We start from the raw sequence: 13,201 nt of genomic DNA, 5'->3' as shown, positions 1-13,201 counted from the left end.
CTCTGTTATCTTGAGAAAATTCAATTGGTGAGCGCACGGGCGCCGGCGGCGACGCCCGAGAGCTGTTCGGGATCGAGCACAGTGACGAGATCTCCGTGTCTGATCTCGATGAGCCCGGCCTTCTTCAGGCGGGTGAGGCAGCGGCTGACGGTCTCGATCGTGAGGCCGAGCCAGTCGGCGAGATCGCCGCGCGTCGGGTAAAGATGGAAGGTGACGGATCTCCGCTTCCTGTCGCGCGCGGCGCGGCCGAATTGCTCCGCAAGATCGATGAGGGCAGAGGCGACACGCTCCGGTGCGGTCTTGCGACCGAGCAACATGACGAGGCTTTGCGACCGGGCCAGCATTTCGCTCAGCGCCAGATCACGCTCGCCCTGGGCCATGCTTTCAGACACGGCCTCCAGCCGGGTGAAACCCAGCGTCTCGGCGGAATAGCGGTTCTGATCGCCAAAACCGAGGCCGATCAGGCGTCCGGGGCCGACGAGATCGATGATCTGGCGCCGACCATCGACCAATGTCTGGGCGGTGGCGACACAGCCATCGACGACGCGGTATTGCGGAGAGCGGGCCAGACCTTCGAGAAAGACGACGGTGCGCGGTGGCAGAAGCGGACCGGCGAGCGACATCGCCCTTTGTGGGGACAAGGTTGACGAGACAGGCGGGAACGCAGATAGCGCCCCGCAATCGGCAAACATTTGCAGCATAACAGACATCCGATTTCGACCGGAGCTGCGACTGCTAGCTCACCGGCCTGACTACACGGACAGCCGGGCGCACACATGCGCCGGCCATGGCTTTCGATCAGGCGGTGATAGGGGGCGCGCGGGGATGGCTATCGGGAGGGAAAAGCTGGCGATAGTGAGCCTCTGCCGGCTGCGGCAAGGTCACTGCTGCGATGAGCGGCATGCGGATGCCGACCGAATCGGCCGGGGCAGGCAACAGTGCTGATGCCGCGATGCGGCAAGCTTCACAATCGGACGAGGCGGTGTGGCCCTTGGCCTTGCCGTCCTCTGTGGGCAGGCAGAGTTCGGGCAGGCTGCCATCCGGCAAGGTAAGGGCTGCGATTTCCTGCGGTGTCAGCTGCGGTATGGATGGAACGGCAGGACGATGCGCGAGGCCGAGCAGCACCAGCGCGATGACGCAGATCATGCGTATCGCCCGGTCAAAACTCAACTCAAAGCCCCGTTCGGCCATTCTATCCCCCGACAGATGTCTGCTGGGATAGCACCGGCAGAGCCGGCTCACAAGCGGGCGGCCGGGGCCTTTGCGTCGCAGGCAGCAGACCTAAAAAAGGTCCCGCTCATGCACTCGCTGCGCCGACCCGTGCCGACGTCAAACCGTCGGATGGCTGCGCATCTGGCCGGGTGTTCTGCCATAGGTGCCCTTGAAGACGCGGGTGAAATGCGAGGTGTTCTGGAAGCCGACCTGAAGGGCGATATCGATCAGCGACGCATTGGTTTGGGTGACCAGCATCTTGGCACGCTCCATGCGCAGCTTGGTGTACATGCGGGCGGGTGAGACATCGATCTTCTGGGCGAAGAGGCGCTCGAGCTGGCGGCGCGAAAGGCCGACCGAGCGGGCAAGCTGATCGATGGTCAATTCGTTTTCGAGGCTCTGCTCCATCAAGATCAGAACCGCCTTCACACGGGGGTCGTCGCATTCGATGGTGAGCGGGCGGCGGACCTGGATGTCCCTGTTTGTGCGGGCCTTCTCGATCTGCAGGACTTCCAGCGCGTTTCGCTCCGCATCGTGGCCCAGATACTGGCGGACAATAAAGGCGGCGAGGTCGGCGGAGCTGCTGCCCCCGGCACAGGAGCCGCGGCGGCGATCGAGATTGAACAGACGGTCGGAGCGGACCTCATGATCGGGAAAGCGGTCGCGGAACTGCTGGTAGTGGAGCCAACTGACGCAGGTCTGGTGGCTCTTCATCAGACCCGCGTCCGCGAGGATGAAGGTTCCCGTGCAAAGGCCGATCAGCGGCACCTTCTGGGCATCGGCCCTTCTCAGGAAGGCGATGGTCTGGTCGTCCACCGCGGCCTGACGTCCGAGCAGCCCGCCGACCACAACGATGTAGTCAAAGCGGCTCGGATCGACGAAGTCGCTGGTCGGTGCGACCTGCACACCGCAACTGGAACTGATCAGGTGGCGCGTGCTGCCCAGCACCTGCCAATCGGCGAGCACTCGGCCCGAGCGATCATATTCGTCGCTGGCAAGCCGGATCGTATCGATAAAGAGCGCGAAAGCGGACAAAGTGAAGGAGCGCGACAGCACGAAGCCGATCTTCAGCCGCGGCCTTTTCGTTGCCTCGTCGCCCGACATTGTCTCACTCTCCGCAGCTTCGGCGCATCCGCCATTCCGAACGCTAGCAGGGGGAAACAATCGCCGCAATCGGATGTCAAGCCATGCGCAAAACTTCGCAACAATCGTGCCTCAAATGCGGCTCCAACTGCGGCGATCCGCGACGCGGGCAGATGGCTCGACGTGCCGGAATTATGGTTCGTCGGGTTCGTTTGCTCGAAGCACCTGCTCGGCCGGCGCCACCTTCTGACGCGTGAAGCCGCGCAGACCGGAAACCTCTTCGGAATCGCGCTCGATCTGCACTTCGCTGGCCGCGTAATGGACCACCAGCTTGGCGACCGAGATCAGGGCATGAAGATGGATGCGCTCGTAGCCATGGGAGGCATCGACGCCGAAGGCCAGAAGCGCCGTGCGCACGTCATGGCCGGCCTCCACTGCCGAGGCGGCATCGGAGCGATAGTAGCGGAAGACGTCCTTCTGGACGCGAATGCCATGTTCGCCGCAGAGTTCGAAGAGCTTCTTGGACAAATGATAGTCGAAGGGGCCAGTCTGGTCGGCCATGGCAAGTGTCACGCCGAATTCGTCGGAAGCCTGACCGGGTGCTGTGGTGCCATTGTCGATAGCAACCAGGGAGGCGATCTCCGGCACAAGCGCGGCGGAGGCGCCGACGCCGACTTCTTCGCCGATGGTGAACAGCCAATAGGTATCGACCGGTGTCTCGATTTCCTGCCGCTGCATCGCCTCGAGTGCTGCCAGCATGATGGCGACACCGGCCTTGTCGTCGAGATGACGCGAGACGATGAAGCCGTTGTCGAGAAACTCCGGCTGCGGGTCGATCGCAACGATGTCACCGATATCGATGCCCAGCTGCACGATGTCCTTGCGGTCACGCGCCAGAGCGTCGATGCGCATTTCGATATGCCGCCAGCCTGTCGGCTGCGTGTCGACCTCGTCGTTGAAGGTATGCCCGGATGCCTTCAATGGCAGGATGGAGCCACGGTAAATGCCCTTGGTCGAAAAGATCGAGGCGCGGGCGCCCTCGGCAAAGCGGGCCGACCAATGGCCGATGGAGACAAGCTCCAGACGTCCGTTGTCTTTCAGCGCTTTCACCTGGGCGCCGAGGGTGTCGAGGTGGGAGACGATGCCACGGGCAGGCCTGTCGGCCGCTCCCGGTCGACGGGCGCGGATCGCCCCTCTGCGGGTCAGCTTGACCTCAAGTCCAAGACGTTCCAGTTCGCGGGCGGTGTGCCGGACGGCCTCATCGGTGAAGCCTGTAGGGCTCGGAATGGCGAGCAATGCCTTCAGCCGAGACCTGAGATAATCCGGGTCAATATCGATCGGTGTATGCATTCGAGCCTTGTCGCAGTCCTTGGACAATGGGTCAACACCAGCGTCCCTGCCCAATCCCGAACATTGCCGTCCGCTTGGGCGTCCCCCGGCTTCGATCAAGCCTTGTGAAGCGCATCCGGTTTGTGCGCGGCGCGTTTGCCGGTCTTTGCGCTTTCGACGATGTATTGCGGAGCGGATTTGGACGCCTTGACCGGGTGATCCTTGATCTTCGTCGGGCTGGTCTGCTTCTTCACCACCTTGCCTTCGGTCTTGCCCTGGTTGGTCTTCCATTCGACCTTGTCGCCCTTGTGAAAAGTCTTTGTCATGCGGTTCTCCCTGGTCCTGTTGGCTTCGGCCTGCGTCAATTTCAGGTGACCTTGTCCTTCACCCAGTCGCGCCCGGCATCACCGCCCCACAGGAGCCAGGCAATGTAACCCGCAGACGGGTTTTCATTATCGCCGAAATTCTTGGCGCGCTTGTCGACCTTGTGGCGGGCGAAATAGCTTTTCATGCGCTTGAGCGTGTCTTCGCTCAGGTTGCGCCGGTTTTTCAGGTCCCGTGCGCGGGCAACGCCGACTGCGGTTCCGCCGCGCTTGAACTTCTCGCGCAGTTCCAGACCACGGGCTGCTTCATCCGCCATGGCGGCCGTCGGCTTGAAGGTGTCGGTCATGGGGTCCTTCCTCGGTCGGGGCAGGACAGCACGGCGCCGCTCAATCCTTCGGAATGTGCGCACCAATTGCCGTCTGGGCGATGAACGGGAAAGGGATCCGACAGGTTCCCACCGGGCGGGTCGGCTCGGGATAGAACTGGCTGGCCGCCTACGGCTCGAGGCCGGCGCAACGCGCAGTGTTGCGAATATGAATTTCCATCTCGAGCTTGGCGCGCGCGCCGTCGTTGGAGCGCAGGGCAAGGATGATCCTGCGGTGTTCCGCAATGGATTCCCGCATGCGTTCGGGATCGGTGATCGGGATCGGCTGGCGCTGCGTTTCCGTCACCAGATCGCGGACGGTCTGGTAGAGGGCCTTCAGCATGGCGTTCGAGCAGGCGGAGACGATGAGCCCGTGAAATTCGAGGTCAGCCTCGACATTGGCCAGCAGATCCTGATTGGCCCAGCACTCTTCCATGGTGCGCGTCGCCTGCTCCATCTTGTCGAGCTGCAGCTGTGTGAGGCGGCCGGCCGCCAGGCGGGCGATCTCGCCTTCCAGCAGGATGCGGGTCTGGAAGACATCGAAGACCGAATGGCTGTCGGAATAGCGCCAGGGGGCCATGTGACCGGTGGCAGCGGAGGCTGGCGTGGCAGGACTTGCGACGAAGGTGCCCCTGCCCGCCTCCGTCTTCAACAGACCGAGTGTTTCCAGCGTCAGCAGGGCTTCTCGCAGTGAGGCGCGGCTGATGCCAAACTTTTGGGAAAACTCCCGCTGCGAGGGGATCTTTTCGCCGGGCTTTAACTGCCCGGACTGGATCATGCCCTGGATCTCGCGTGCCACCGATTGCGGCACGAGCGTCTTGTTGAACATGCGGTCCCTTCCCCGGCGGCGTGCTTCTCAGCGCAATCTATTTTTTTCGGCATCCCCTTGCCAAGCGGAAAGCCGCATGCTTGTTTGGCCTGACTGGTCTGACCAGTTAGACCAATGTAGATTGAGTCATGTTCAAAAAACAAGGGGAACTCTCATGACACGTTCAAGCACCTTTAAAGCATCCATCTTCGCAGGCCTGCTTGCCGCACTCGGTACGTCCGCGCATGCAGCCGATCTGACCGTCGGCGCCAATATCGGCAATGTACCGTGGGAATTCGAAGATGCCAGCGGCAAGGTCACCGGCTTTGAAGTCGACCTCGTCAACGAGATTGCCAAACGCCTCGGCAAGACGGTCGAATTCGTCAACACGCCGTTCAACGGCCTCTTCCCGGCCGTGCAGTCGGGCCGCATCAACATGGCGATCTCGTCGATCACCATCACCGAAAAGCGCCTGGAATCGGTGTCCTTCGCTCAGCCCTATTATGACAGCGACCAGTCGCTCACCGTGACCGCCGCCTCCGGCATCACCGGTCTGAAGGACATGGGCGAGAAGGTCGTCGGCGTCGACACCGGCTCGACCGGTGACATGTGGTCCGAGGCCAACAAGGGCGAATATAAACTCGGCGAAATCCGCCGCTTCGAGGGCCTGCAGCCCGCGATGCTCGATCTGGTTGCCGGTCGCATCGATGGCTATATCTCCGACATCCCGGCGCTTCTTTATTACGTCAAGGACAAGCCGGAATTGAAGGTGGTCGAGCGCATCCCGACCGGCGAGAAATACTCGATTATGTTCAACAAGGACGATCCGCTCGCAACGGAAGTCAATGCCGTGATCACCACGCTCAAGCAGGAAGGCTTCATCGCCCAGTTGCACGAGACCTGGTTCGGCGCCAAGGCCGAGGACACGACTTCGACGGTCACCGTACTCGACATGCCCAAGGGCAAGTAACCTGTGATGCATCCGGCGGGACGGATACGTTCCGCCGGTTCACCAAGGGAGCCGATGCGGCATGACACTTCTGAATACCTTCTTCAATCTGCAGGTCCTCGCGGACAGCCTGCCGGCCCTCCTCTGGGGTCTGGTGGTGACCCTGCAGATCGGCGTGACCAGCATTCTGGTCGGCCTTGCCGGCGGACTGTTTCTCGCCGTCGCCCGCCTTTACGCACCGAATTTCTTCAAGCTTTTGATCCGCGTCTACATCGACATCTTCCGCTCGATCCCGCTTCTGGTCCTGCTGATCGTCGTCTATTACGCGCTGCCCTTCGTCGGCATCCGGCTGTCGCCCTTTCTGTCGGCGGTCACGGCGCTGTCGCTGGTGTCTGCCGCCTATACTGCCGAGATCTTCCGCGCCGGTATCGAGGCAATCCCGCATGGCCAGTTCGAGGCATCGGCCGCACTCGGTCTTTCCAATCGTCACACGATGATCGACGTGATCCTGCCCCAGGCCATCCGGATCGTCATCCCGCCGCTCACCAACAACTGCATCAACGTGATGAAGGATACGGCTCTGGCTTCGGTCGTTGCCATGCCGGATCTCCTGAAGCAGGCGACTCAGGCGCAGGCGCTCTCGGCCAATCCGACGCCACTGATCGGGGCGGCTCTCATCTATATCGCCCTGCTCTGGCCGATGGTTGCCATCGTCTCGCGTCTCGAGAAACATTTCAGCCGGGGGAAACGCTGATGACCGGACCCACAGCCCCGCTCATTTCCATCCGCGGGCTCACGAAAGCCTATGGCACCTTCACGGTTCTGCACGGCATCGACCTCGATATCGCCGAAGGCGAAGTGGTTTGTGTCATCGGCCCCTCGGGCTCGGGCAAGTCTACGCTGATCCGCTGCATCAATCATCTGGAGGCCTTTGCGCCGGAAAGCCGGATCACCGTCGACGGCATCCGCGTCGAACCCGGCCCGGCGCTTGCCAAGGTGCGGGCGGAAGTCGGCATGGTCTTCCAGTCCTTCAACCTCTTCCCGCACATGACCGTCCTCAAGAATGTCATGCTGGCACCGATGCGGGTGCGCGGCACGTCGGAGGCGGGGGCCGCGCGCAAGGCAGGCGAGCTTCTGGCGCGGGTCGGCATCTCGGAGCAGGCGGACAAGTTTCCCGGGCAGTTGTCCGGTGGCCAGCAGCAGCGCGTGGCGATTGCCAGAGCGCTCGCCATGGAGCCAAGAGTGCTGCTCTTCGACGAGCCGACATCGGCGCTCGACCCGGAAATGGTCGGCGAGGTGCTCGACGTGATGCGCAAGCTTGCAGGCTCCGGCGTCACCATGATCGTGGTGACACACGAGATGGGCTTTGCCCGCCAGGTGGCCGATCGGGTGATCTTCATGGATGGCGGCCGCCTCGTGGAAAGCGGAGCGCCCAAGGATATCTTCGACGCCCCACAGCATGAACGGACGCGCGGCTTCCTGCGCGCAGTCCTCAACCACTGAACAAAAAAAGACCGGAGGACACCCCGCCATGGCAACCCCATCCCCCAGGACGCTCGATCTCGACTATGTCCGCAGCCAGTTCCCGGGCCTTGCCCGCGGCTGGACCTTCTTCGACAATGCGGGCGGCTCGCAGATCCTCAAAGGTGCGGTCGAGCGCATCAACACCTTCCTCTTCGAGAAAAACGTGCAGATCGGCGGCTCCTACGAGGTCTCGCAGGCGGCAGCCGCCGCGCTCTACGAGGCCCGCACGGCGGCCATGCATCTGGTCAATGCCGGCCAGCCGGAAGAGATCGTCTTCGGCAATTCCACCACAGCGCTGTTGCAGAACCTCGCACGCGCGATGCATAGCCAGCTATCGGCAGGCGACGAGATCATCATCACGATTGCGGACCACGAATCCAATATCGGCCCCTGGGACCGGCTGCAGGAGCGCGGCGTGGTGCTGAAGATCTGGCCTCTGAACAAGGAGACGCTGACGCTGGATCTCGCCGATCTCGCACCGCTGATGACCGAGCGCACGAAACTCGTCTGCGTCACCCATTGCTCGAACCTGCTGGGCTCGATCAACCCGATCCGCGAGATCGCCGATTTCGTGCATGCCCGCGGCGCCAAGATCTGCGTCGATGCCGTCGCTTATGCCCCTCACCGCGCTGTCGACGTGCAGGCCTTCGACGTCGATTACTATGTCTTCAGCCTCTACAAGACCTATGGTCCGCATTACGCGCTGATGTATGGCAAATACGACCTGCTTCTCGAGCTCGACCCGCTCTACCACTACTTTTACGGCAAGGATAAAGTGCCGGGCAAGCTGGAGCCGGGCAACCCCAACTACGAGCTCGCCTATTCCACATGCGGTATCGTCGACTACCTCGTGAGCCTTGGCGTACAGGCCGGGGAAACCGGCAGCGTGCGCCAGAAGATCGAGGCCGCCTATGAAGCTATCACGGCGCAGGAAGACGCGCTTACCGAACGCCTGCTCACCTATCTGCGCTCCCGCAACGACTGCATGATCGTCGGCCAGTCTGCCAATCACGAGAGCCGTCGGGTGCCGACCATCGCCTTCCGTTTCGACGGTCGCGAGGCCGGCGAGATGTGCAGGGCGATGGACGCAGAAAAGATCGCGATGCGCTTCGGCGATTTTCATTCGCGCCGGCTCGCCGAATATCTCGGCCTGACGGATCATGGCGGCATGCTGCGCGTCTCGATGGTGCATTACAACACCCTGGAGGAAGTGGACCGTTTCACGGCAGCGCTTGACCGGATCCTGGCCGGACAGGCCGGGCTCGCCAAGGCGAGCTGAACCGCAACAGAGAAGGACGAGCCCCATGCATTTCGACACGGTGATCCGCAACGGAACGGTGGTGACCGCAAGCGACAGCTTCGTCAGCGATGTCGGCATCAAGGATGGTCGGATCGTGGCGCTGGCAACCGATCTGAGGGATGCAGACGAGGTCATCGATGCAACGGGGCTCTTCGTCCTGCCGGGCGGGATCGACAGCCACGTGCATCTCGACCAGCCCTCCGGCGAGGGCATCGTCATGGCCGACGATTTCGACAGCGGCACGCGATCGGCTGCGATCGGCGGCAACAGCAGCGTGCTCGCCTTCTGCATGCAGGAAAAGGGTCAGTCACTGCGCGAGGCGCTCAAGGTCTATCACGGCAAAGCCGAGGGGAAATGTCATATCGACGTGTCCTTCCACCTCGTCGTGACCGATCCGACGGTGGAAGTTCTCGGCCAGGAACTGCCGGCGCTTGTCGAGGCTGGCTACACCTCGCTCAAAGTCTTCATGACCTATGAGGGCCTGCGCCTGCGTGACGATGAAATTCTAGCCACGCTCGATACCGCACGTCGCACCGGCGCGCTGGTCATGGTCCACTGTGAAAACGAGGATGCGATCCGCTACCTGATCGGCCGGCACGAGGAAGAGGGCAAATTCGCCCCGAAATACCACGCCACCACCCGCCCGGTGGCGGCCGAGCGCGAGGCGACCCACCGGGCCCTGTCGCTCGCCGAAATCGTCGACGTGCCGATCGTCATCGTCCATGTCTCGAACCGCGAGGCGATGGAGGAAATCCGCCGCGCCCGCCAGCGCGGACAGAAGATCGCCGGCGAGACCTGCCCGCAATATCTGATGCTGACGGCGGATGATCTCGATCTCGAAGGTCTGGACGGCGCAAAATTCGTCTGCTCGCCGCCGCCGCGCGACAAGCCGAGCCAGGATGCCTGCTGGGAGGGTCTCGAACAGGGCGTCTTCGACCTCTTCTCGTCCGATCACTGCCCCTTCCGTTTCGATGATCCGGAGGGCAAGTTGAACGAGAAGGGCAAGCGGCATTTCCGCTGGATCCCGAACGGAATACCGGGCGTGGCAACTCGGCTTCCCATTCTGTTTTCCGAAGGGGTGATGAAGGGGCGGATCAATATCAACCGCTTCGTCGCGGTAACGTCGACCAACCACGCCAAGCTCTACGGCATGTATCCGCAGAAGGGCACGATCGCGATCGGCTCAGATGCCGACATCGCGCTTTGGGACCCAAGAAAGCAGCTCACCCTGACCAATGAGATGCTGCAGCACGGAGCAGACTACACGCCCTATGAAGGGCTTGCGGTGACGGGGTGGCCGGTGCGCCTGCTGGTCCGCGGCAAGACCGTGATGGATCAGGGATCCATCGTTCGTGCGGCAGAGGGACGTTACCTCAGTCGCAAACGATCGGCCTTGAGCACCGCACCGGCCTAAGTTGGGCTAGAACCGGTTCAGGCTCGCGCGATTTTCGAACGGAAGCGGTCTGCACCCGTCACGATATGATCCAGAATGGTTTCCACGGCCCAGTGGCGCTCCGTGATGTCATGTGGCACGGCGCGGCTGTGAACATTCGCGAACGTGCCGATGCGGCGGTGGAAATGCTTGGCCAGCTTGGGATAGCCGAGGCTCTCTGACATCGCCGATAGGACGAGGAAGGTGTCCAGTTCCGCGGCCAGTTCCGGATGGGCTTTGCCGTGGTCGTAGAGCCAACGATAGAGATCCGGGTGGAAGTTGTTCATCACGCCGGAAAAGCCGTGGCCGCCGGCCTGAAGGAAGGGCCAGGCGATCGCTGCATTGGCATTGTTGATCGCAAGCGGCGTGTTTTCGACCAGAGCCAACCGGCGGCGGATGTGATCGAGGTCGCAAGACACGTCCTTCAGGAAGGCGAAGCGGCCGCTCTCGGCGCACCAGCGGACCTCATCATCGGTCAGCAATCGGCGATACGGTGCGGGGCACTCATAGAGCCCCAATGTCATGTCGGCGGGGATCGCGCCGAGCAGGTCCTGCATCCTAGAGCGGAAGACGGTCGCATCCTCTTCGGCAGACGCAAGGCGGTTGGTCACGAGCACGACGGCATCGACACCCGTTTCCGCCATGGCCCGAAGCTCTGCCTTCTGGTCGTCCATGCTCTCGGAAATATGTCCGGACGCGACGACCGGGACGCGACCCTTGACCTGTTTGACGGTGAAGGAGGCGAGCTCGGTTCGCTCCTCGAGCGTCAGAAACAGCATTTCCGAGGACTGGCACACGGCGAACAGGCCATGGCAGCCATTGTCGATGTACCATTCGATCAGCCTGGCATAGCCATCCCAGTCGATCCGGTCGTTATCATCGAAGGGAGTGATCATCACCGGGACGATCCCATGAAAGTTATGCGTCATTGAAGCGGGTCCTCGAAACAGGGGCAGTTGCGATCAGCCGGCATAACCGAGGGCACGCGGCAGCATCAGGGTGATGTCGGGAATGAGGATCAGCAGCAGCAGGGCAACCATAAGGGCCGCCAGGAAGAGCCAGATCTCTCGGATGATTTCTGCGAGCGGTATGCGCGTCACGGCATTGATGACGAAGAGCAGGATGCCGTAGGGCGGGGTGATCAGGCCGATCATGCAGTTGACCACGGCCACCACACCGAAATGCACGAGGTCGATGCCAAGCGCCCGGCATGTCGGGATGAACAAGGGAATGATGACCAGGATGATCGTGGAGGCATCCAGAAAACAGCCGAGCACGAGCAGCAGCAGGTTGATACCGAGCAGGAAGACCAGCGGATGCACATCGAGATCGACCAGGGCATTGGCGACGACGGTCGGAATGTTTTCCGAGGCGACGATGTAGTTCAGGATGAGCGCGCCGCCGATGATCAGGCCGACGGCAGCGGACGAGCGGGCGCTGGTGACCAGGATCTCGTAGAAATGCTTGAAGCTGAGCGACCTGTAGAAGATCGTCGCCAGGATCAGCGCATAGAAGGCTGCCACTGCTGCTGCCTCAGTCGGTGTCGTGACGCCGCCATAGATGCCGTAGAGCAGAATCGCCGGCATCATCAATGCAGGGCCGGCATTGATCGTTAGGGCCGGGAATTCCCGCAGCGGCACGGGTTCATGCTTGGCAAAGCCGCGCCGGTGCGAAATCCAGGCATTCATGGCCATCAGCATGGCCCCCATCATCAGGCCGGGGACGATGCCGCCGAGGAAGAGGAAGCCGATGGAGGTGTTGGACACGAGGGCATAGAGCACCATCGGGATCGACGGCGGGATGATCGGGCCGATGGTGGCGGATGCGGCCGTGATCGCGGCGGCATAGCCGCGCGTGTAGTGACCGGACTTCACCATCATGTCGATGATCATCTTGCCGATGCCGGCGGCATCGGCGATGGCCGAACCGGACATGCCGGAAAAGACCAGGGAAGAGAGGATGTTGACATGGCCAAGGCCGCCGCGGAAGCGGCCTACCAGGGCGACGCAGAACTGCAGCAGACGGTCTGAGACCGAGCCGGCATTCATGATGTTGGCCGCGATGATGAACAGCGGCACGGCGAGCAGAATGAAGCTCTGATAGAGGCCATCCAGCAGGATCTTGCCGCTGATGCCGATACTCTGACCGCTGGCGGCAAGATAGGCGAAGGAGGCGACGAGGATCGCATAGGCAATGGGCGTGCCCATCACGGCGAGGCCGAGCAAAATAACGATGCAAAGGAGGAAGGCGATGCTCATGCCTGGCCTCCCGTATGTCCGGTGTCACCCGTGCCGCTGAGGCTCTCGCGCAATGCCTGCCAGACCTGCCAGAGATAGCGGCCGGCGACGGCGACGAGGAAGACGATATAGATCATGTAGACATCCCGCATCCGGATCCAGTCGCCGAAGAGATCGCCGAGGGTAGCTGTCTTCTTCAGGCGAAGGATGGCGAGGCGATCCCAGGTGGGCGCGATGGACAGAAGCAGTGCGATGGCGACGGCAAGGCCAGTAACGACGGTGAAGATCCGGCGGATGCGCGGGGACACGGAAACATAGAGGACGTCGAAGGTGACGTGATCCTCAACCCTGACGACGAAGCTGTTGCCCCAGAAGATCAGCCAGACCCAGAGCGCGAGGCAGAATTCCAGCGTCCAGCCGAAGTTGGTCGGTTGGAGAAAGGGCATGTTCTCGGCGACCCAGGGCAGGCGCGCCGTGTAGCGAACGAGGACCTGCAGGATGAAGGTCGCAAACATGGCGGCCATCAGCGCGGCAGCCACGGCCTCCGCCGAGGTCCGAAACAGTCTGGTTAGAGAAGACACACCATCACCTTCGACAGGACATCATGTTCGACGATGGGCCGGAGATCGCTCCCCGGCC

General features: G+C 62.1%; 15 protein-coding genes. 5 read left to right on the top strand and 10 right to left on the bottom strand.

Going from position 1 to position 13,201, the window contains the following annotated elements; all coding sequences use genetic code 11:
• Positions 1-20: 20 nt before the first annotated feature.
• The 7 genes from D4A92_RS07825 to D4A92_RS07795 all read right to left on the bottom strand — a co-directional run bounded on the left by D4A92_RS07825 (position 21) and on the right by D4A92_RS07795 (position 5,141).
• Entirely contained in the window at positions 21-623 is a 603-nt protein-coding gene (locus D4A92_RS07825) for a helix-turn-helix domain-containing protein (RefSeq protein WP_203019128.1), read from the bottom strand.
• A 175-nt stretch (positions 624-798) separates the two neighbouring features.
• On the bottom strand, positions 799-1,146 hold the full coding sequence (locus tag D4A92_RS07820; protein ID WP_246754045.1) for a hypothetical protein: 348 nt from the start codon (positions 1,144-1,146) through the stop codon (positions 799-801).
• Positions 1,147-1,329: 183 nt separating this feature from the next.
• Positions 1,330-2,316, bottom strand: a complete 987-nt coding sequence (locus D4A92_RS07815; RefSeq protein WP_203019126.1) for a GlxA family transcriptional regulator — start codon at positions 2,314-2,316, stop codon at positions 1,330-1,332.
• 171 nt (positions 2,317-2,487) lie between these two features.
• Entirely contained in the window at positions 2,488-3,645 is a 1,158-nt protein-coding gene (locus D4A92_RS07810; RefSeq protein WP_006725133.1) for an osmoprotectant NAGGN system M42 family peptidase, read from the bottom strand.
• Positions 3,646-3,740: 95 nt separating this feature from the next.
• The gene (locus tag D4A92_RS07805) at positions 3,741-3,950 is read right to left on the bottom strand and encodes a DUF2945 domain-containing protein (protein WP_203019124.1); all 210 of its coding nucleotides are present in this window, start codon (positions 3,948-3,950) and stop codon (positions 3,741-3,743) included.
• A 41-nt stretch (positions 3,951-3,991) separates the two neighbouring features.
• On the bottom strand, positions 3,992-4,294 hold the full coding sequence (locus D4A92_RS07800) for a hypothetical protein (RefSeq protein WP_203019123.1): 303 nt from the start codon (positions 4,292-4,294) through the stop codon (positions 3,992-3,994).
• A 148-nt stretch (positions 4,295-4,442) separates the two neighbouring features.
• A complete protein-coding gene (locus tag D4A92_RS07795) occupies positions 4,443-5,141 on the bottom strand; it encodes a FadR/GntR family transcriptional regulator (protein ID WP_203019121.1) in 699 nt (232 codons plus the stop codon).
• Positions 5,142-5,295: 154 nt separating this feature from the next.
• Here D4A92_RS07795 and D4A92_RS07790 point away from each other — a divergent pair, with 154 nt between their 5' ends.
• The 5 genes from D4A92_RS07790 to hydA all read left to right on the top strand — a co-directional run bounded on the left by D4A92_RS07790 (position 5,296) and on the right by hydA (position 10,307).
• Positions 5,296-6,090: an ABC transporter substrate-binding protein gene (locus D4A92_RS07790; protein WP_203019119.1), complete on the top strand. Its 795-nt coding sequence runs from the start codon at positions 5,296-5,298 to the stop codon at positions 6,088-6,090.
• A 61-nt stretch (positions 6,091-6,151) separates the two neighbouring features.
• A complete protein-coding gene (locus D4A92_RS07785) occupies positions 6,152-6,823 on the top strand; it encodes an amino acid ABC transporter permease (protein ID WP_203019118.1) in 672 nt (223 codons plus the stop codon).
• Entirely contained in the window at positions 6,823-7,572 is a 750-nt protein-coding gene (locus tag D4A92_RS07780; RefSeq protein ID WP_203019117.1) for an amino acid ABC transporter ATP-binding protein, read from the top strand. Before D4A92_RS07785 ends, D4A92_RS07780 begins: the two co-directional genes overlap by 1 nt.
• Positions 7,573-7,600: 28 nt before the next feature.
• Positions 7,601-8,872: a cysteine desulfurase-like protein gene (locus D4A92_RS07775; protein ID WP_203019116.1), complete on the top strand. Its 1,272-nt coding sequence runs from the start codon at positions 7,601-7,603 to the stop codon at positions 8,870-8,872.
• 25 nt (positions 8,873-8,897) lie between these two features.
• A complete protein-coding gene (hydA, locus tag D4A92_RS07770; RefSeq protein WP_203019115.1) occupies positions 8,898-10,307 on the top strand; it encodes a dihydropyrimidinase in 1,410 nt (469 codons plus the stop codon).
• Between the two features lie 17 nt (positions 10,308-10,324).
• On the opposite strand, the gene D4A92_RS07765 is transcribed toward hydA, so the two are convergent.
• The 3 genes from D4A92_RS07765 to D4A92_RS07755 are packed head-to-tail and all read right to left on the bottom strand — an operon-like array spanning position 10,325 to position 13,143.
• On the bottom strand, positions 10,325-11,254 hold the full coding sequence (locus D4A92_RS07765; protein ID WP_203019114.1) for a dihydrodipicolinate synthase family protein: 930 nt from the start codon (positions 11,252-11,254) through the stop codon (positions 10,325-10,327).
• 33 nt (positions 11,255-11,287) lie between these two features.
• Positions 11,288-12,583, bottom strand: coding sequence for a TRAP transporter large permease (locus D4A92_RS07760; RefSeq protein WP_203019113.1), 1,296 nt, complete (start codon positions 12,581-12,583; stop codon positions 11,288-11,290).
• Entirely contained in the window at positions 12,580-13,143 is a 564-nt protein-coding gene (locus D4A92_RS07755; protein WP_203019112.1) for a TRAP transporter small permease, read from the bottom strand. Before D4A92_RS07755 ends, D4A92_RS07760 begins: the two co-directional genes overlap by 4 nt.
• Between the last annotated feature and the right edge of the window lie 58 nt (positions 13,144-13,201).

Source organism: Rhizobium rosettiformans, assembly GCF_016806065.1.
In the GTDB taxonomy this organism is placed as follows: Bacteria; Pseudomonadota; Alphaproteobacteria; order Rhizobiales; family Rhizobiaceae; genus Allorhizobium.
This window is presented reverse-complemented; position numbering and strand designations above follow the sequence as displayed.

Excerpts from the sequence above, each read along its gene's own strand:
- D4A92_RS07825 (WP_203019128.1), bottom strand. The coding sequence starts at position 623 with ATGTCGCTCGCCGGTCCGCTTCTGCCACCGCGCACCGTCGTCTTTCTC.
- D4A92_RS07820 (WP_246754045.1), bottom strand. The coding sequence starts at position 1,146 with ATGATCTGCGTCATCGCGCTGGTGCTGCTCGGCCTCGCGCATCGTCCT.
- D4A92_RS07815 (WP_203019126.1), bottom strand. The coding sequence starts at position 2,316 with ATGTCGGGCGACGAGGCAACGAAAAGGCCGCGGCTGAAGATCGGCTTC.
- D4A92_RS07810 (WP_006725133.1), bottom strand. The coding sequence starts at position 3,645 with ATGCATACACCGATCGATATTGACCCGGATTATCTCAGGTCTCGGCTG.
- D4A92_RS07805 (WP_203019124.1), bottom strand. The coding sequence starts at position 3,950 with ATGACAAAGACTTTTCACAAGGGCGACAAGGTCGAATGGAAGACCAAC.
- D4A92_RS07800 (WP_203019123.1), bottom strand. The coding sequence starts at position 4,294 with ATGACCGACACCTTCAAGCCGACGGCCGCCATGGCGGATGAAGCAGCC.
- D4A92_RS07795 (WP_203019121.1), bottom strand. The coding sequence starts at position 5,141 with ATGTTCAACAAGACGCTCGTGCCGCAATCGGTGGCACGCGAGATCCAG.
- D4A92_RS07790 (WP_203019119.1), top strand. The coding sequence starts at position 5,296 with ATGACACGTTCAAGCACCTTTAAAGCATCCATCTTCGCAGGCCTGCTT.
- D4A92_RS07785 (WP_203019118.1), top strand. The coding sequence starts at position 6,152 with ATGACACTTCTGAATACCTTCTTCAATCTGCAGGTCCTCGCGGACAGC.
- D4A92_RS07780 (WP_203019117.1), top strand. The coding sequence starts at position 6,823 with ATGACCGGACCCACAGCCCCGCTCATTTCCATCCGCGGGCTCACGAAA.
- D4A92_RS07775 (WP_203019116.1), top strand. The coding sequence starts at position 7,601 with ATGGCAACCCCATCCCCCAGGACGCTCGATCTCGACTATGTCCGCAGC.
- hydA (WP_203019115.1), top strand. The coding sequence starts at position 8,898 with ATGCATTTCGACACGGTGATCCGCAACGGAACGGTGGTGACCGCAAGC.
- D4A92_RS07765 (WP_203019114.1), bottom strand. The coding sequence starts at position 11,254 with ATGACGCATAACTTTCATGGGATCGTCCCGGTGATGATCACTCCCTTC.
- D4A92_RS07760 (WP_203019113.1), bottom strand. The coding sequence starts at position 12,583 with ATGAGCATCGCCTTCCTCCTTTGCATCGTTATTTTGCTCGGCCTCGCC.